Below are 17,759 nucleotides of genomic sequence, written 5' to 3'. Positions count from 1 at the left end.
TTCCGTGACTCACCTAATTTTACCATTAAACAAGTTGATTGCCAGAGCCTTAAATCATAATTCAGCTATTTTAATGCCAACATTAAATTTTAAAGTAAAATAATTATTTTTTATGTTGACATTGTTTATCATTCGCATATAATTTGCATTAAGGCAAAACTTTTATTTAAATCCATAAATCTTTTCCATATGAATTAAAATTGTATAAATACAATTAATTTGAATCCATTTAAGTTTGGGAAATAAAGGAGGATAAAAAAATGAACGATCCAGCTATCTCCATACAGGATTTGCACGTCTCCTATTTTGGTAATGAAGCGGTAACTGGTGTCAGCCTATCGGTGAATACCGGGAATCTGGTGGGCATTATCGGACCAAATGGCGCAGGCAAATCAACCTTCCTAAAAGCCATGCTGAATCTCATACCAAAGGATAAAGGTGCAGTAAAGGTGATGGGAAAACCCATCACTGAAGTGCGCAAAAGCATCGCCTATGTCCCGCAGCGCAATGACATAGACTGGGATTTCCCCATCACAGTGCTTGATGCCGTTCTTATTGGAACCTACCCCCATTTAAAACTGTTCCGGCGTCCAAAGAAGAAGGATAAAGAATGGGCTATGGAATGCCTTCAGCGAGTCGGCATGCAGGAATTCAGCAAAAGACAGATTGGTGAACTGTCAGGCGGCCAGCAGCAGAGAGTTTTTCTGGCGAGAGCTCTTGCCCAGAAAGCCGATCTTTTTTTCCTGGATGAGCCGTTTGTTGGAGTTGATGTATCGAGCGAGGAAACGATTGTGAACATTTTGAAGGAGCTGTGCAGACAGGGAAAAACGGTGATTGTCGTACATCATGACTTAAGTAAGGCTAACGATTATTTCAATCAGTTAATCCTGCTAAATAAGGAATTGATCAGTTTCGGAACTGTTGAAGAAGTGTTTAAACCTGATGTAATTACAAAAGCATACCAGGGGCAATTTGCATTTATGAATGAGATTGGGGTGACATTATGATGGCTTTTATTGAAGCGGTGATGCAATATGGTTTTCTGCAAAAAGCTCTATTAACATCAGTTATGGTAGGCATTATCTGCGGAGTCATTGGCTGTTTTATCATCCTGAGGGGAATGGCTCTTATGGGAGACGCCATATCACATGCCGTACTTCCCGGCGTCGCCATTTCGTATATGCTGGGTGTCAATTTCTTCTTCGGGGCAGTGATCAGCGGTGTAATCACGGCGATCGCTATCGGCTTCGTATCGCAAAACAGCCGGATTAAGCATGATACCTCAATTGGCATTATGTTTACGGCCGCATTTGCTTCAGGAATCATTATTATTACGATGCTAAAAAGCAGTACTGATCTCTACCATATTTTATTTGGGAATGTTTTGGCAGTAAGATCATCCGATATGTGGATCACATTGGGCATCAGCCTGATTGTGTTGGGGGCTGTTTACCTCTTTTACAAGGAATTATTGGTCACATCATTTGACCCGACAATGGGCGCAGCATACGGACTGCCCGTTCGATTCATACATTATTTCCTAATGACTCTCTTAACGATGGTAACCGTTGCATCCCTCCAGACAGTAGGCATTGTCCTGGTTGTTGCGATGCTGATCACCCCTGCAGCGTCAGCATATCTTTTAACCGAGCGGCTGTGGATGATGATTTTCCTGGCATCTGGCATTGGGGTGATTTCATCCATCACGGGCCTTTACTTCAGCTTCACCTATAACTTAGCTTCAGGAGCAACGATCGTCATATCTTCCACCGCTATTTTCATTCTCGTTTTCTTATTCTCCCCTAAGCATGGGCTGATATGGAAAACGCTGAAAGTAAAGAAGAAGAGAGCTTCATTAGTGTGATAAAAAAAATCAGGAGGTTATCCCAATGTTAAAAAAAGGCTTATTTTTACTGGCTGCTTCCCTTCTTTCCCTGTCATTATTGTCAGCCTGCAGCAGCGGAAAGAGCACCATAGCCGATAATGATGGAAAAATCCACGTTGTCACTACCTATTCGATTGTGTATGACATTGTGAAAAATGTAGGCGGGGATTTGGTTGAGATTCATAGCCTGGCACCAATCGGATCCAATCCCCACGAATATGACCCGCTTCCTGAAGATGTGCAAAAAACAACGGATGCAGATGCTGTATTTTATAACGGCCTGAATCTCGAAGCCGGCAACTCTTGGTTCAACAAGCTGATGGAAACGGCCGGAAAAGACAGTGAAGATGCGCCGGTCTTCCTGATGAGTAAAGGCGTTGAGGCCATGCATTTAACTACAAAAGGCAAGGAAAGTGAAGAAGATCCCCATGCATGGCTCGACATCCGCAATGGGATCAAATACGCGGAAAATGCCAGAGATGGACTCATTAAAGCAGATCCAGACAATAAAGAGGTTTACGAAAAAAACGCGGAAGAATATATTGCAAAGCTTCAAAAGCTGCATGACGAAGCTGTGGCACAATTCAATGAAATCCCGGAATCTGAACGGGTTCTCGTTACAAGTGAAGGTGCTTTTAAATATTTCAGCGAAGCCTACGGATTCCAGGCAGAATACATCTGGGAAATCAACCAGGAAAACCAGGGAACACCAGAACAAATTACAAGAATTGTTGATATCATCAATGAAAAAGGGATTACAGGACTATTCCTGGAAACCAGCATAGACGCAAGAAGCATGGAAGCCGTATCGGATGAAACCAATGTTCCGATCATGGGAAAAGTATTTACAGACTCTCTGGCAAAGCCGGGTGAAGACGGCGATACGTACATCTCGATGATGGAATGGAATATTAAAACCATCAAAGAAGGTTTGACGAAGCAATAAATCACACGATTCCAGCAAGCAGGTGAAACATGTGATCCCCATTCGTATAAAGAGATATATTCTGGAAATTTATATCCTGCAGGAAGCACATGGGCATGCAACCATTTCCGGCATTGCCAAGGGATTGAAGGTCACCGCCTCGGCTGCCTCTAAAATGGCCGGAAAGCTTAAAGAGGACGATTACATTTACTTTCAGCCCTATGGAACCGTTACTCTGACAAAACGGGGAGCAGAAATGGGCAAAAAGCTATTCCAGGATCATCAGGTTTTAATGGAGTTAATTGGGGTTGAAGAGAAACAGATCCCGCAGAAAGTTAGAGAATCGGAAATGCATCTTGGATCGGAAGTTATTTTTAAAATTCAGAGCTTTATAGAAAAACATAAGAAAAACGCCTGAGGTGTTCATTGAACACATTCAAGCGTTTTTTTCTGATTAAATCTGGCTTGTCATTCGTTTAACCGTTCAATCTATCAGGCAGATCTTTTCCACATATTTTCCATGTTCTCTAGGTCCCCAAAAAATTTTAAGGTCTGTACCCGTATGCAAACGAAAATAAAATCAGAAAAAACATATACAGCAAAGCAGATGGAATCAAACTAATTAGTATAAGAATTTTAGCCTTCCTGCTCTGCGTTTTGGTAAACCACTTAACATAAATGAAAACCAGGATCGCTGCAAGCGGTAGGAACAGATAATTTGTGATTGTGTCAACCCATCCTGAGTTCTGGTCCCAATAAGCATCAGGCACTGGGGATATTCCTTCGAATTCCTTATCAATCCTGTTTTTTACGGTAATAAAATAATAGGAAACCACAATATAGTAAGCCACAAGGACACTTTTTACCCACCAGACAATATACTTGCTGAAAACGACAATTATAAAAATAAGCATCAGTGTAATGAAAAAGCCTGTGTATTGTTCCATTTTGAAAAACCCCCTCAAAAACATTCTTTCTATTACAACTTCTCTATTTTTAACACATTGACTTGTGCCGGGAAAGATTCCAGTATTTCTGAGTACCAGATTTTCACTTTATCTCCACTCTTTATACCGGTTAAAACAGCATTATTCAACTTATAGACAGATTTATATTTTCCTATTAATTCATCAACGGATCGTGCTTTTGCATCTGTCTCCGTAAACCCCTTATCTTCAATAAGCAGTATTACATTCTCTTTCATGACGATTGTTCCTTCCATTGCTGCCGTTCCCTCATTCACCTGAGCCTGCTGACTGAATATCCCTATAAACCAAATCAGCAGCAATACAATAATTAAGATAAAAATGGCTAATGCTCTTTTCATTGTTCTATTCTCTCCAATTATGTTTTCTTACAGCATCCCGAAAAAGAATACATTAAGGAAATAACAGAATTGCTATCCTGTGTACATCCATTCGCTTCCATTATTTTTCTCATTGCGGCATTATCAGCGCGTGTTGCCCCAAGATATTTTTCAGCTTTAAAATCATACTGCAACCTATGAAGCCCTATTAAATGCAGAAACAAATTGCAATAATATTCTTTAATAAATTTTTAAAAAACGTAAGCACCATACCTAAGAAATGAATTCTCTTAAAATCCATGAATACCTGCCAAATGTTAACAATTATTGAAAATCCAAAGGAATATGTAAGAAATTAACGAAGTAAGAGGACAAGGAGGTGAAAAACGATGACTCTCCTTTTTTACAAAGCGATGGAGGCGTTCAAGAAGGATGCGGAGCGTCTTGAAAAAGAAAAGCTTCAAAAGGAAAAGTCAAATGAGAAAAAATCAAAATAATGAGTTACTCTTTCATTCCCCATGGGGGATTTTTTTTTGAAATATTGAGCAGCAGTTTTCCCAATGGAGAACAAAGAAGCTAACGCTCTCACGCCAGCTTTATGATTTTATTCAGATTAAATGGCCTTTGCTAAATAATATTCCAATTCCTCTTTCAGGCTGCAGGTTTCGCTAAGCTTTCTGCTATTCTCAGAAAAAGAGTCTTTGTCCCCCGCTTCAAGATCCTGATCAATTTTATACTGCAGATAATTAATTTTCAGGTCTATATCTAACTGTGATGATATGTTTTCATTTCTAATATACCTCTCTATATCCTCAATTGCCATGTAAAACACCTGCTGGCCATTAATCACCACAAGTGCATACCATCCCAAAAATGTGTATTTTCGGTCAGGAGTAACCTCAATTAAATCTCCCTTTTGAAAGTGCAGTATATTCATATGATCAGCATCAGGACAAAAGCAATCGACTTGATGTTCAAATTGCTGTATTGCGATATAAAGTTCACTCATTATTCAACTCTCCCACATGTCAAATTCAGCTGCTCCGATAAGATCCAAACCGCAGCAAGGGCAGCTGTCATCGCTACATTCATCAGCTTCCATATCCGCTAGATAACCACACCAGCCGCAAATATATTGTTCAATCGACATAGCTCCCTCCTTCATAGTGGATGTATTATGAAAATTATCTCGATTGATAATGATTATCATTGATAAAATTTATTTTAAGTGACAATGATTATCAATGTCAAGTAGATGACATATGAAATTTGTGGGACCGCCTATGTCTATCATTTTTACTTGGGTAATCACTTTTCAGCATCATGCACCTCTTATGGCGACGATTTTCACTCGGGCTCCGGTCCTCTTAAATCTCTAATGGAGACCATTTATACACGGGTCCCTTCTTTTTCGTCTACATAAATTTTTTATGGCACTTTACAAAACCCCCGTTCACAAATCTGTCACACCCTTCCCAAAACCACCCTGTCCAAATCCCTCCTTGATTTGTATATAGAAGGTGAAAGGGTGGTGGAATTTTATGAATTTGAAATCAGGCAGAGTCGAGCAGTTTGAACAGTTTTCTCAGTTTAAAGATCTTCAGGAGTTTAATGCCCATTTGGAAATGTGGCTTGCGGTGCATAAAGACAAGTTTTCAAAGGGAGAGCTGGCTGGTTTAAAGAGGCTGGTTCGTTTTGCTGCAAAAATCCCGGGGGTATCCAATGCCAAGATTGGCACTGTTTTAAAAGCGATTCACGAAGAGTATCACGGCAATGGTATTTCCCGCTCCACTTTTAAAAGAATGATTGCCAAGGCAGCAGAGATCGGTATTTTTACTGTTCATGAAACTGAGAGAAAAAACGGCTCACAGTCCAGCAACTTATATGTTTTTAATCGTTTTCCAAAGAGTGAACCACCTAAGAAAGATAAATTGGACCGCCCTAATAAAACTATCAATCTTTCTAAAACTAATAAAAATCAAAAGATTACTAAACGTAACGAAACCGTCCTTGATCACACTTTTACGAGTGACCGTGTACCACAATCATTCATCAGCACCGTAAAGTGCTTTTTTTCGGAAGCCAAGCAGATAGAGGAGTTTTGGAGAATGGCATCACTTGCAGCCTATAAAAATAATTGTGAGTTGAACACTATTTTAGAAACAGTCATCCATTCCTTTAAGCAGCTGATCAGGAAAATGAAAACCAGCGCCATCGCTAAGCCCGCTGCTTATTTCTACGGAATCCTGAATAAGAAATTTGAAGAAAAATACTTTGAAGAATTGCATGAAATGGGGTTTCCGGCTGAAGACAATGCCTTTTCGCTAAATTTTTTTTACAAAAAGTAGCTAACTGCCCCTTTGCTGGGAGTTAGACCCCCTAACTTCATACTTAGACCCCTTAACTCCGGAATCAGGGGGAGTAAAAGGCGGATTTACGACTTTTACTGGATTCGTAAAAAATTAGCTGTCAGGATATGTTTGAGCTACCCGGGAATACACAGAGAGCGCGCTTTCCTTGAAGGGACATTTTCATGGAGAGTTTTGAACAGATATCAGCACAATATGAGCCTATGATTCATGACATCATGCATAAATTGAACATCTATAAAAATACTGAGGAATTCCACCAGCTGGGTTTAATCACACTTTGGCAGGCGTGGAAAAATCATGACGATGAAAAAGGGAACTTATTTTCCTATGCTTATGGAATGGTAAAAGGAAAAATGATGAACGAATTAACGAGGCAAACAAGCCAAATTGATCGGTATATCTATCCAGAGGAAGACTTCTGGGAAATGATCGAAGACACCTCACCAGCCCCCAGCCCAGAGCTCACACAAGAACTTTACAAAAAATGCGGAATGTTATCTGAAAATCAAATGAAATGGCTCCAATATACTTTATATGATGGGCTATCAATCAGGGAAATTGCTGAAAAAGAAGGAGTCTCCCTGTCTGCAGTCAAAAACTGGCGGCAAGGTGCACGTGAGAAGCTGAAGAAAATTTTGCAACTTAATTAAAATTCACCCTGTCCTTTTCGCCCTCCAAAATGTATATAAAAGGTGAAAGGAGGTGACCCAAGATGGCACAAGCAGTAATCACTGATTCCAAACTTAGGCTGGTATTTGAAACAGGCCTTAATGGGCAGGGCAAGCCGGTTCACAAATCAAAAACCTACAGCGGCGTAAAGCAATCGGCCACAGCAGACCAGCTTTTCACAGTTGGACAGGCGATCGCCGGACTTAGCAGCTATCCATTAGCTGAAATCAACAGAAATGACAGCTTCGATATTTTAGGCTAAACACAATCTATTAAAAAACCAAAAACATAAGGAGGGAATATTAAATGGCTAAATCATTAGAAATGACTTTCATCTCTGAACTGGGCAAGCCAACGAAACTATCCGTTGATAACCCGATTGAACCGATTGATCCTGCTGCTGTAAAAGCAGCCATGGAGCAAATCATTGCTGCCAACGCATTTGATGGCAATGGCGGAGATTTGGTTTTAGCGGAAAGTGCCAGATTAGTTGAACGGAATGTAACTGAATATGAATTAGTATAATCATCAGTGGCCGGATTCCTTGGAAACCGGCCATTTTTACACTACTCGCCAGAAAGGAGCAGCTGCCATGGAACAATGGTCACATTAATCAGCGAGCTCGGCTTCCCGATCGTCGTCACCCTTTTTCTGCTGAATCGAATTGAAGCCAAACTTGATGTTGTTGTGTCGTCCATTCAGGGATTGCCGGATCGATTGAAGGAATAGGAAAACCAATAAGCTGCCATAAATCAGTATGGCAGCCTTTTCTAGATACTAGTTCACTTTATTCCTGCTTCCAAGCCTTTTCTTAATGGATCATAAGGTGACAGATCCAGTTCCAACTCCCTTTTCAAAGCAAGATTTGCAGCCAGGGTGCCCACATAAGGTCCCATCGTAAGCCCTGATGCCCCTAATCCTGTGGCGATAACCAGCCCCTCTGCAGCAGGAACCGTACCCAGCAGCGGCAAAATATCAGGTCCAGCCGGACGGAAGCCAATCCTTACTTCTTTTAGCGTGCTTTCAGCTAATCCTGGTGCAACCCTTAATGCTTCATCCAGAACTTCTTTCACACCTGCCGCCGTTAATCTATAATCAAACCCGGATCCCGTTTCCCTGGTAGCTCCAGCCACCACTTTAGAATGGTCGAAAGCTACTAAGTAATGAGTGCTTTGCGGAAGAACAACCGGCCAGCTGGAAGAGTTCACACTGTTCATTTCCAGATGGGCAATTTGCCCGCGCTGAGGCTCGATTTTAAGGTCAATGCCTAACGGTGCAAGTAAGTCCTTAGCCCATGCACCTGCAGCAACGATAACTGCATCGGCAGCAATGACATCCCCGTTCACTTTTACTCCTGTAACTTTATTATTATGATATACAAGGTCACCTTCACCTTCAATTATGGCAGCACCATGTTTTTTTGCACCATTTAGCATGGCGTCCCTTAACTGCCTGCCATCCAATCTGGCTGCACCCGTAACATGAACAGCCTGCAGATCGTCCCGGAGCGGCGGATAAAGTTCCCTGGCTTCCGCTGCTGTTAATCTCATAATCTTCCCAACCTCTGGGGTTTCAGCTTTTTTTTGGCGAACACTTTCCTCGATCTCATCCAGCTCATCAGAACTGCTGCTGACTGCCAGAGCTCCTACCATTCCATATCCAAAATTCTCTTCACCATCTTGTTTAAGATTTGCTATTAAAGATGGATAGTAAAGAGCTCCACGTTTTGCAATGGTGTACCAATCTTTATGATCCACTCTGGAAATCCACGGGCAAATAATTCCTGCACCTGCTGCTGTTGACTGTCCCTGGTGTGCTTTATCAATAATGACTACCTCTGCACCTTCTCTGGAAAGGTGATAGGCTGCACTGGAACCGACAATTCCGGAGCCTATGACTGCTATTTTCATGGCTGAACTCCCTCCTTTTAATCCGCAAAACTCTTCCCATTCAAATAATAATCAGCCTCTAAAAATGCTGTAAATGCCACCTCAACCTCCGGCACTCCAAGCGACTGAACATGATTCGAAACAATCCCTGCAAATTGATTTTGAACTGCTTTGCCCCTGTCAAACCACTTTACTTCTATAAATGGATATGCTGAAACTACTTTTTTATCAAACACAAAAGTTGAATTCAAAACTTCCAATGTAAAGTTATCTTCTCCGCAGTCACAAAGCAGAGCCAGGTCTTTCACCAGCTCGGTACTGATTTCCTTCGTCTGATCCACTGAAATTCCCCTTATAAACAAATGAGGCATCTTATTTCCTCCAAACTTATTTACATAATATTTTCCAGACAACTGGAATAAAAAAGTTATAATATTATAACTTAATAAGATTCACTCTAACCAAATCTGCTTAAAGAATACCTGTCGATCGGAATGGACGTTTCTCCATCCATGATTAACTCTGTTATTAACGTTCCTATTAAGGGAGAAAGTGTAACTCCGCTATGGGTCGCTGCTGCATAAAGGTTTTCATGGCCTGGCACTTTACCAAGAATCGGAAAACCGTCCTCAGGCATTGCCCGGATTCCGGAAAAGGCGCGGACAATTTTAGCTTTTCTTAATCCAGGAACATAACGGACTGCCATATTGGCTGTTTCCTGAATGACATCAAGCGTTGTTGCCCGATTAAAACCAGCTTCTTCCATTGAATAACCCATCAGTACCTCACCATTGTTTGCCTGCCTTAATCCGCTGATTGTAAAATTCAAGAAAGGCTTTAATGGTTCAGACACCAGGATCTGCCCTCTTAATTGATTAACAGGAATCTTAACTCCAAGCATGTCACCTATTTCTCTCGACCAGGTTCCGCCAGCAAGAATAAGGTTTTTACATTCAAACGCACCCTTATCTGATACAACTGAATATTTTCCATCCTGCTTTTTAATCTCTGTTACTTTATTATAAGTAGAATACCGGACGCCATTTCTTTTAGCTGCTCGCATGTACATATCAATCAAGCGGAATGGATTGACATTGCCATCAATGGAGCTGTAGGTAGCCCCCGCTACTTCCGGATTCATATAGGGCTCTTTTTCTAGAACTTCTTCCCTGGATAACACTTTGATTTTGATGCCGATTTTTCGATAAGATTCCGCGAGCTTTAGTGCCTTTTCACGGTCACTTTCATTGAAAAAAGGCGATAGGCCCCCTGTCCGCTTGTATTCTACGTCTCCGATCTTTTTAGATAGATAAGGATAGAGTTCCGCACTGTACATATTAAATTCAGCATACCAGGAAGGTGTTTTATTATGTACCCATACCCAGGCCTGGGTGGATCCGGAGGTTCCTGACATGGGGTATTTTTTATCAAGCACAAGCACTCCTTCTTTGTACCGCTCAGACAGGTGGTAAGCAATTCCGCTACCTACTACACCACCGCCAATTACAATTGTTTCATAATTGGTTTCCAATTACCTCACCTTCCCTTCTTCCAATTCCACCTCATCCAGAACAGACTTGACCGCACTAAAGGAGGTACTGTTCGTTGCCAGTGTTTCAAGCTTAATAGGGGATATAGGCATCCTCATTCTCGGCAGCGGAATCTCTGAAAGTGACAGCCCAGTCTGCTGGTGAATAATTTCTGCCACCAGGCTGGTGCAGATTTTAGCCTGGCAAGGACCCATTCCGCACCGGGTAATCCTCTTCACATCATCAAAGGTCCTTCCTCCATTGCTGATAACCTCTTCCACTTCTTCACAGCTGATTTCTTCACATCGGCAGATGATCGTCGATTTATCATCCAACTTATTCACCTTCTTCTCTCTTTTCCTATCTAGGAGATAAATTGATCTTTCAGCACTGGGCTTGCGAAGTTCTCAAGATGCTTGACCCTTCCGCTGTACACTTCTTTGTACTCCAATAATCCGAGTTCTTTCCAAAGTGCCTCTCTCATCTCATGGGCCTCTGCATGGCTGATTGCCTGCAGTTCTTCACTTGCACTGATGCCGGCAATCATTCCTGTTAAAAGCAGCGGACCATGAGTACTGATGCCAGCTGCATTCCCGGCTATGAATACATCTTCCCTATCGGTTTGTAATCTATTATTATATTGCGGAACCCAGCCGCCCAGCTCTTCTTGAAATCCAAAGGAACAGCCCAGCTGATAAAAAACATCCAGTATGGGTGCCCTGCCCCCATCCATACAAACGAGGTCCACATTCAGGGTAATGACTTCATCCGGCAGCGCAACATCAATCTGTTCCACCTGCCCATTTCCTCTTGCTTCTTTTATAAAACTATTAAAATAAAATGGAATTCCTTTTCGCGTCAGTTCACTCACTTTTTCCTGCTCTTTTGCTGCAGTTCCGCTTTGTTTTTCTATGATTGCTTTCACCCGAATGCCCACATCCATCAGCTGTATGGCCGTTTCCATGGCAAAATCACTGGAGCCCACAATCACAGCTTCTCTCCCAGGCATCACAAAATCACGATTGATCAATGTCTGTGCAGCACCGATTGTCATAATCCCCGGCATGGTCCATTTTGGAAAAGCAACAGCCTTTTCAGCTGCTCCGGAAGCCACTATAATCTTTTTTGCATTTACAGGAAATACATTTTCTTCATCGGTAATTCCGGCACTTCCATCAGCGTAAAATCCGACAACACGGTGATTCAGGAGCTGCCTCACATTATAATCCTTAATCTGCTCGATTAGTTTATGTGCCAATTCAAAGCCGCGCATGGATTCATATATAGAAGGAAGCGGACGCAGCTCTTGAGTCTGCTGGTTTAGCTGCCCGCCAAGCTGGTTAGCTTCGTCAACAATGGTTACATCAAGCCCCCTTGATGCCGCCTCAATTGCTGCCGATAAGCCTGCAGGACCGCCACCAATGATCAGTACATCAGTCTGCATTAATTTCCCTCCTTACCTCGGGGTCATCCATATTAGAGTTTATTCTCATTCCATCTTCAACTTCTGTCATGCAGCTTCGTACATGGTCCTCACCATCAATGGTCATATAGCAGCTGCAGCATCTTCCGCGCGAGCAGAATAATCCTCTTGATTGGACCAGCTTCCGGCTGACACCCAATTTCTTAATTCCGTTTGCCATTAACGCTGCAGCGACAGATTGCTGCGCGTAGGCCTGATATGGCTGGTCATTGAAATAAATGGTTACAGGCTTGTGAAGCTGCCTGCCGAGAACGGGATGTTTCTCAATGTGCATAAAGACCTCTCCTATCTAATTTTTCGAGGAAAACACTTTCCCAACACCAAGGACTCTTTCAATTATGAGCATTAATACGACAGTGAAAAGAATCATGATGCTTGATACGGATGTAATGATCGGATCATATTGGTATTGCATATATGTGTAGATTCGTACAGGGAGTGTGACAACGTCGGTGCTGACAATGAATAAAGCAACTGTTAAATCATCAAATGAAGTGATAAAGGCAAAAATGGCGCCGGCTATCACGCCTGATTTAATGATCGGCAGAGTGATTTGAAAGAAAACTTTCATCGGTCCTGCTCCGAGGTTCAGGGCTGCTTGTTCGATAGAACGGTCAAAACCTACTAAGCTTGCAACAACCAGGCGCATCACAAAAGGAACCGTTAAGATGATGTGACCCAAAATCAATGCAAGCGGGCTCGCAGCCAAACCAATCCATGAGTAAAACTGCAAGAGGGCCACACCAAACACGACCGATGGAATCAAGAGAGGCGAACCCACTAATTGAACAATCGCTGTCTTCCCTTTAAATTGGCGCCGGACGAACGCAAGTGAAGCCAAAGTGCCAATGGCAGTGGCAATAATGGCAGTTCCTAACGCCACAATTATGCTCAGTGTAAACGACTGCATAAATTCAGGATGTTCAATTAATTCTGTGTACCATCTGAGGGTCAGGCCTTCTGGCGGAAATACAATGTATTCGGTAGTTGTTAACGAGGAAAGCAATACAACCACGATTGGAGCCAGCAGGAAAATATAAACCAGTAAACAAACAAAGTTAAAGAAATACTTGGGCAGCTTCCTGCTCATTGTATGGCCACTCCTTTCTCAGACCTGGCAAGGATTTTGCTGTATGCGATGATGGTAATGGTGGCAATCAGGATCAGCAGGAAGCCGATTGCGCCTCCATACGGCCAGTTCAGCATGACAGCTACCTGTTCATACGTTAAATAGGACATAACCTTCACCTGCGGACCGCCAAGAATGGCTGGTGTAACAAATGAGCTGACGCTTAAGCTGAATACCATTACGGAACCTGCAAAAACACCAGGCAAGGTTAACGGGAGCAAAATGGAAAAGAAAGTTCTGAAGGAGCTGGCCCCAAGGTTCTGCGAGGCTCTGATGACAGAAGGGTCTATTTTTTCAAGAGATCCCATGATGCTCAGCACCATGTACGGGAAAAGAACATGCACCATCCCGATGACCACACTCAATTCGGTGTATAAGAGGGTTAAAGGCTGATCAATCCAGCCCATCTTTAATAGTGTAGTGTTGACTACACCATTGTTTGATAAAAGAATCACCCAGCTGATAACCATGCTGATCAGAAGCGGGGAAAGCACCAGGAGGGTCAAATAATTTCTGGCTCTTCCTTTTGATCTTGAAATCTGAAAAGCTACCGGGTAAGAGATAATGATAGTGATCAATGTTGTTAAAAGTGCGATTTTTACAGTGCGCCAAACCACCCCAAGATAAAAAGGATCTGACATGAACTTGATGTAGTTCTGGAGCGTCCATTCATTTCCCACTCCTGTGCTGGCATCAAAATTTTTAAAGCTTGTCATAAATAAGAAAAACAATGGCAGCAAAAAGAAGAAAATGAAGATTCCCAGCGTCGGAAGTAAAAGCAGCCACGTATCAAGCCGTTTTTTATTCATATTCTTTTTCTTTTGCTGAAGCAATAAGTCATGTTCCGTTCCGATTCCGGCTTGCATGTGAGTCACCTCGCCATTCTCGAAGGCAGCAGGTCTTCTGGGTTCCAATAAGTGTAGACACTGTTTCCTTCTTTTATTTCCGTGGGATTTATAACAGTATTGGAAATATCTGCAATGAGATGACGATCTTGCACCTTCAAAATGTATCTGGTCTTGGCTCCAAGAAACATTTTCCGTTCCACCCTGGTTTGAAAAGACTCATCTGATTCGGCTAATGCAATTTGGATTTTTTCAGGCCGGATGAAAAAGTGAACTTCGGAATTCTTCACCGATGGAACTGAAACGATCTGTTCATTCCCAAAGAAGTGCATTTTGCATTTCTTATTTTCATAGGTTTCAAGGACTTTCCCCTGGATGTGGTTCACTTCCCCTATAAACTGAGAAACAAAGTCAGTCTTTGGATGGTTATAGATGGAAGCCGGATCATCAACCTGTTCAATCCGCCCTTCATACATGACCGCGATCCGGTCCGAAATGGCCAATGCTTCTTCCTGATCATGTGTGACAAATATGGTTGTAATCCCCACCTGCTTTTGGATTTCAACAATTTCTTCACGCATTTCCTGGCGGAGCTTGGCATCAAGATTGCTCAGCGGTTCATCAAGGAGAAGCACCTTCGGTTTAATGACCAGGGCCCTCGCCAATGATACACGCTGCTGCTGTCCTCCGGAAAGTTCTTTTGGATATCGTTTTTCATAGCCATCCAGACGAACCATCTCCAATGCTTCAAGCACCCTTTTGCTGATTTCAGTTTTTGGCACCTTTCGAAGCTTAAGCCCATAGGCGACATTATCAAAAACGGTCATGTGCGGAAACAAAGCATAATTTTGGAACACCATGCCCATTTCTCTTTTATAGGGAGGAAGCAAGTGAACGGGTTTCCCGTCCACTTCAATCTTCCCACCATCCACTTCTAAAAATCCTGCGATCATATTCAGCGTTGTTGTTTTTCCACAGCCCGAAGGCCCCAAAAAGGAGACCAGTTCCCCTTTTTGGATGTCAAGGCTGAGCTTTTTAACCACTTCTGTTTTATTAAATGTCTTGACCACGTTTTCCAGGCTTAAGTAACTCATTCGTTTCCCCTCTCTTTTAATGGGCTACTTCGATTTCTTTATTGGCCCGTTCTGTCCACTCAGCCCGTTTTGCATTAACAGTTTCCCAGTCGACTTTGATCAATTTGGCAATCTCCTCTTCCCCATAAGCCACTTTATCGACGATGTCTCCTTCAAGCTTCACATTCTTATTAACCGGACCGTCAAACAAGGAGTTGGCAAATAGAAGCTGTGCTTCTTCATCCAAAACGAAATTGACAAATTCCTGTGCAAGATCCCCATTTGGAGCATCCTTCACCACACTAACGGTGGCCATCAAGGCCGGAGCCCCTTCTTCCGGAATGACATACTCAATCGGGAATCCGCTGTCCTGAAGGGTAAACACCCGGCTGCTTCCCCATGCACTGGCAACTGTCTGTCCCTGGAGGAAGTAATTGGAAACATCGGCTGTTTTATCAAAAGTAATGGCATTTTGGGCAATTTCCTTCATCTTTTTAAAACCTGGTTCAATATTCTCTTCACTTCCTCCATTGGTAATTGCTGTCATAAGAAGAAAATGAACTCCGTACGTATTGGCAATGGATGGCAATACTAGTTTTCCTTTAAACTTTGGATCGGCCAAATCATTCCATGATGCAGGCGGTTCCCAGCCATTCTGTTCGAAGACATCCTTGTTATAAGCCAAGCCGGTTGAAATGATTCCAAATCCTACACCGACATTATCTTTGTCTTTTGCAATATCATAGACATCTGCCAGATTCGTAACCACACTCTCATCCAATGGCGCCAGCAATCCAAACGCCTTTGCCTGAGCTTGAGGACCATCATCAAGGAATGCCACATCAATTTGAGGATTATCCTTTTGTGCCTGAAGCTTGGATAAGGTATCAACAGAGCTTCCCGTAATATATTTCACCTTTACGCCATGCTCTTTCTCAAACTTAGGGATCAAGTCCTCCTTCATCTTTTGCTCATAGCTTCCTCCATATGCCGCTAAGACAAGTGTCTTTTCATCACTTTTTCCTGATCCTTCATCTGCAGAACTTCCTGTTTGGCCGCTGCATCCTGCAGCCGTGACAAGCAATAAACAAAGCAATAACACCAAATAAGCTTTCTTTTTCAACTCATTTCCCCCTCGTTTAGTTTTGCTTTTGTGAACTTAAGGAGCTGTTCTAAGATGAAGACTTGTTAAAGCGATACCTCCTTTTTGCTTTAAATTAAAGAGATTATAATTTTTATATAAAATATAAAGATATAATATTATAACTTTATATCTTTTATATTCAGAAATGACCATATGTGATTTTAGCGTGCTTTTTTACAATTGAACCTCTGTATAGTAAACCTCTTTATCACTGCGGATATAGAACTTGGAAAACTCTATAATATCCTCCTGCTTTGTGTATGTAGTACGCTCCCACTCAAATACAGGAGTTCCCGGTTCCACCTGAAGCAGCCTGGCCTGGTGTTCAGGAAGAATATAGGGCCGGATAAATACCTTAGCTCTGCTTAGCGCTATATGAAATCTGCTTTTTAAAATGTTAAAAATTAAGTCGTTATTGATCATTTCAGGTGTAAGCCCCCGACATTTCTCCGCTGGAAGATAAGTATATTCCAGTGCGAGAGGATCATTGTTTTCCACTTTTAATCTCTCAATTTTGATCACCTCATCCTCAGGATCAATCCTTAACTTCTGCGCAATTTCAGAACCTGCTGTTTCATATTTAAAGCTCAGCATTTCATGCGGATGTTCCTGTTCCGAACCGGTGGAAAGCGAAATAATGGAATTGAGGTCCTGCTCTTTAGCAGCTCCGGATACAAAGGTTCCCTTGCCTCGCTGTCTGAAGAGATAACCTTTATTCACAAGCTCAATCACAGCTCTTTTTACCGTAATGGTGCTGACATCGAATCGATCGGACAGCTCCTGCTCAGTCGGCAGCTGGCTCCCTACCTCCCATTGGCCTGAAATGATTTTTTCTTCCAGAATCTGCTCTACTTGTCTATATAGGGGTATATGTAAACTTTTATCTATCTGCATTTATGTATCTCCCTTTAAAGAGTATAATGTTATAACTTTATATTATTTTATAATTTATCTGTTTTTAGATTAGTTGTCAATATTTTTTGAAAATTTAATATTTAGAACGAGTATATAAGTTAAACAGCATTGTCCAGTGCACACTTTGATTTATCATCAGTATTAAAAAATCTCATTGTTTCGGCGCTGCTGCTTCTGGTTAACACCCCTTCTGATTATTGGCTTTGGGATTTGTCTTTATTCCCTTTGATTAACTCCCATTTTGACAGACAGCTCCGAGTTTTCGTCTTTATTTCCTTTGATTAAATCCCATTTTACTGGCTTGATTCGGCATTTCGTCTGTATTACCAGAGATCAATTCTCCTTGCCTCCTTATGAAGACGGAATTTATGGACTTCATGAATTTTGGGTCTCATGAGTCCTTCATGGCGACCATTTCCTCCGCACTCAAACCACTTTGGGCCTCATAAGCTCTCCATGGAGACCAGTTTCTCCGCTCTCCAACCCTTTTGGGTCTCATGAGCCCTCCATAACGACCATTTCCTCTGCACCCAACCCACTTTGGGCCTCATGAGCTCTCCATGGAGACCAGTTTCTCCGCTCTCCAACCCTTTTG

At 42.1% G+C, this 17,759-nt stretch carries 24 protein-coding genes; 9 read left to right on the top strand and 15 right to left on the bottom strand.

All coding sequences use genetic code 11. From position 1 onward, the window contains the following. Positions 1 to 260: 260 nt before the first annotated feature. From BFI01S_RS03305 to BFI01S_RS03290, 4 genes are read left to right on the top strand one after another with little or no spacing between them, the layout of a single operon-like run. Positions 261 to 1,007, top strand: a complete 747-nt coding sequence (locus tag BFI01S_RS03305) for a metal ABC transporter ATP-binding protein (protein WP_061791326.1) — start codon at positions 261 to 263, stop codon at positions 1,005 to 1,007. Continuing rightward, on the top strand, positions 1,007 to 1,864 hold the full coding sequence (locus BFI01S_RS03300; protein ID WP_061791346.1) for a metal ABC transporter permease: 858 nt from the start codon (positions 1,007 to 1,009) through the stop codon (positions 1,862 to 1,864). The genes BFI01S_RS03305 and BFI01S_RS03300 overlap by 1 nt, the downstream gene beginning before the upstream one ends. A gap of 25 nt (positions 1,865 to 1,889) precedes the next feature. Beyond that, entirely contained in the window at positions 1,890 to 2,831 is a 942-nt protein-coding gene (locus BFI01S_RS03295; RefSeq protein WP_061791325.1) for a metal ABC transporter solute-binding protein, Zn/Mn family, read from the top strand. Between the two features lie 31 nt (positions 2,832 to 2,862). Beyond that, the gene (locus tag BFI01S_RS03290; RefSeq protein ID WP_235831083.1) at positions 2,863 to 3,228 is read left to right on the top strand and encodes a metal-dependent transcriptional regulator; all 366 of its coding nucleotides are present in this window, start codon (positions 2,863 to 2,865) and stop codon (positions 3,226 to 3,228) included. A gap of 127 nt (positions 3,229 to 3,355) precedes the next feature. On the opposite strand, the gene BFI01S_RS03285 is transcribed toward BFI01S_RS03290, so the two are convergent. From BFI01S_RS03285 to BFI01S_RS22855, 4 genes are all read right to left on the bottom strand, one after another. Beyond that, the gene (locus BFI01S_RS03285; protein ID WP_061791323.1) at positions 3,356 to 3,757 is read right to left on the bottom strand and encodes a hypothetical protein; all 402 of its coding nucleotides are present in this window, start codon (positions 3,755 to 3,757) and stop codon (positions 3,356 to 3,358) included. 32 nt (positions 3,758 to 3,789) lie between these two features. Next, entirely contained in the window at positions 3,790 to 4,137 is a 348-nt protein-coding gene (locus BFI01S_RS03280) for a DUF3221 domain-containing protein (protein WP_061791322.1), read from the bottom strand. A gap of 592 nt (positions 4,138 to 4,729) precedes the next feature. Beyond that, on the bottom strand, positions 4,730 to 5,125 hold the full coding sequence (locus BFI01S_RS03275) for a hypothetical protein (protein WP_061791321.1): 396 nt from the start codon (positions 5,123 to 5,125) through the stop codon (positions 4,730 to 4,732). 3 nt (positions 5,126 to 5,128) lie between these two features. After that, positions 5,129 to 5,266, bottom strand: coding sequence for a hypothetical protein (locus tag BFI01S_RS22855; protein WP_156478324.1), 138 nt, complete (start codon positions 5,264 to 5,266; stop codon positions 5,129 to 5,131). A 391-nt stretch (positions 5,267 to 5,657) separates the two neighbouring features. Here BFI01S_RS22855 and BFI01S_RS03270 point away from each other — a divergent pair, with 391 nt between their 5' ends. The 5 genes from BFI01S_RS03270 (at position 5,658) to BFI01S_RS03250 (ending at position 7,886) form a co-directional block, all read left to right on the top strand. Continuing rightward, complete coding sequence (locus BFI01S_RS03270; protein WP_061791320.1) at positions 5,658 to 6,464, top strand: hypothetical protein; 807 nt, start codon at positions 5,658 to 5,660, stop codon at positions 6,462 to 6,464. Positions 6,465 to 6,649: 185 nt separating this feature from the next. Next, on the top strand, positions 6,650 to 7,138 hold the full coding sequence (locus tag BFI01S_RS03265; protein WP_061791319.1) for a sigma-70 family RNA polymerase sigma factor: 489 nt from the start codon (positions 6,650 to 6,652) through the stop codon (positions 7,136 to 7,138). Between the two features lie 62 nt (positions 7,139 to 7,200). After that, complete coding sequence (locus tag BFI01S_RS03260; protein WP_061791318.1) at positions 7,201 to 7,419, top strand: DUF1659 domain-containing protein; 219 nt, start codon at positions 7,201 to 7,203, stop codon at positions 7,417 to 7,419. A 44-nt stretch (positions 7,420 to 7,463) separates the two neighbouring features. Then, a complete protein-coding gene (locus tag BFI01S_RS03255) occupies positions 7,464 to 7,682 on the top strand; it encodes a DUF2922 domain-containing protein (RefSeq protein ID WP_061791317.1) in 219 nt (72 codons plus the stop codon). Between the two features lie 75 nt (positions 7,683 to 7,757). Continuing rightward, positions 7,758 to 7,886, top strand: coding sequence for a YvrJ family protein (locus tag BFI01S_RS03250; RefSeq protein ID WP_061791316.1), 129 nt, complete (start codon positions 7,758 to 7,760; stop codon positions 7,884 to 7,886). A 53-nt stretch (positions 7,887 to 7,939) separates the two neighbouring features. Here BFI01S_RS03250 and BFI01S_RS03245 read toward each other — a convergent pair whose 3' ends face one another. From BFI01S_RS03245 to BFI01S_RS03195, 11 genes are all read right to left on the bottom strand, one after another. After that, entirely contained in the window at positions 7,940 to 9,067 is a 1,128-nt protein-coding gene (locus BFI01S_RS03245) for an NAD(P)/FAD-dependent oxidoreductase (protein ID WP_061791315.1), read from the bottom strand. Between the two features lie 17 nt (positions 9,068 to 9,084). After that, positions 9,085 to 9,417, bottom strand: coding sequence for a DUF1904 family protein (locus BFI01S_RS03240; protein ID WP_061791314.1), 333 nt, complete (start codon positions 9,415 to 9,417; stop codon positions 9,085 to 9,087). 86 nt (positions 9,418 to 9,503) lie between these two features. Next, a complete protein-coding gene (locus BFI01S_RS03235) occupies positions 9,504 to 10,577 on the bottom strand; it encodes an NAD(P)/FAD-dependent oxidoreductase (RefSeq protein WP_061791313.1) in 1,074 nt (357 codons plus the stop codon). Beyond that, a complete protein-coding gene (locus tag BFI01S_RS03230) occupies positions 10,578 to 10,919 on the bottom strand; it encodes a (2Fe-2S)-binding protein (protein WP_235831082.1) in 342 nt (113 codons plus the stop codon). A 20-nt stretch (positions 10,920 to 10,939) separates the two neighbouring features. After that, on the bottom strand, positions 10,940 to 12,019 hold the full coding sequence (locus BFI01S_RS03225) for an NAD(P)/FAD-dependent oxidoreductase (protein ID WP_061791311.1): 1,080 nt from the start codon (positions 12,017 to 12,019) through the stop codon (positions 10,940 to 10,942). Beyond that, positions 12,009 to 12,332 (bottom strand): (2Fe-2S)-binding protein, encoded by a 324-nt coding sequence (locus BFI01S_RS03220; protein WP_061791310.1) that lies wholly within the window; start codon positions 12,330 to 12,332, stop codon positions 12,009 to 12,011. The genes BFI01S_RS03225 and BFI01S_RS03220 overlap by 11 nt, the downstream gene beginning before the upstream one ends. Positions 12,333 to 12,347: 15 nt before the next feature. Next, entirely contained in the window at positions 12,348 to 13,148 is an 801-nt protein-coding gene (locus BFI01S_RS03215) for an ABC transporter permease (protein ID WP_061791309.1), read from the bottom strand. Then, positions 13,145 to 14,053, bottom strand: a complete 909-nt coding sequence (locus tag BFI01S_RS03210; protein WP_061791308.1) for an ABC transporter permease — start codon at positions 14,051 to 14,053, stop codon at positions 13,145 to 13,147. The genes BFI01S_RS03215 and BFI01S_RS03210 overlap by 4 nt, the downstream gene beginning before the upstream one ends. 5 nt (positions 14,054 to 14,058) lie before the next feature. Continuing rightward, complete coding sequence (locus BFI01S_RS03205; protein ID WP_061791307.1) at positions 14,059 to 15,126, bottom strand: ABC transporter ATP-binding protein; 1,068 nt, start codon at positions 15,124 to 15,126, stop codon at positions 14,059 to 14,061. 16 nt (positions 15,127 to 15,142) lie between these two features. Next, on the bottom strand, positions 15,143 to 16,228 hold the full coding sequence (locus tag BFI01S_RS03200; protein ID WP_061791306.1) for an ABC transporter substrate-binding protein: 1,086 nt from the start codon (positions 16,226 to 16,228) through the stop codon (positions 15,143 to 15,145). Positions 16,229 to 16,423: 195 nt separating this feature from the next. Next, a complete protein-coding gene (locus BFI01S_RS03195; protein WP_061791305.1) occupies positions 16,424 to 17,143 on the bottom strand; it encodes a GntR family transcriptional regulator in 720 nt (239 codons plus the stop codon). Positions 17,144 to 17,759: the final 616 nt, after the last annotated feature.

The sequence above is a fragment of the Cytobacillus firmus NBRC 15306 genome (assembly GCF_001591465.1).
GTDB lineage: Bacteria > Bacillota > Bacilli > Bacillales > Cytobacillaceae > Cytobacillus > Cytobacillus firmus.
Note: the sequence above shows the minus strand (reverse complement) of the source record. Positions and strands in the feature narration are given on the sequence as shown.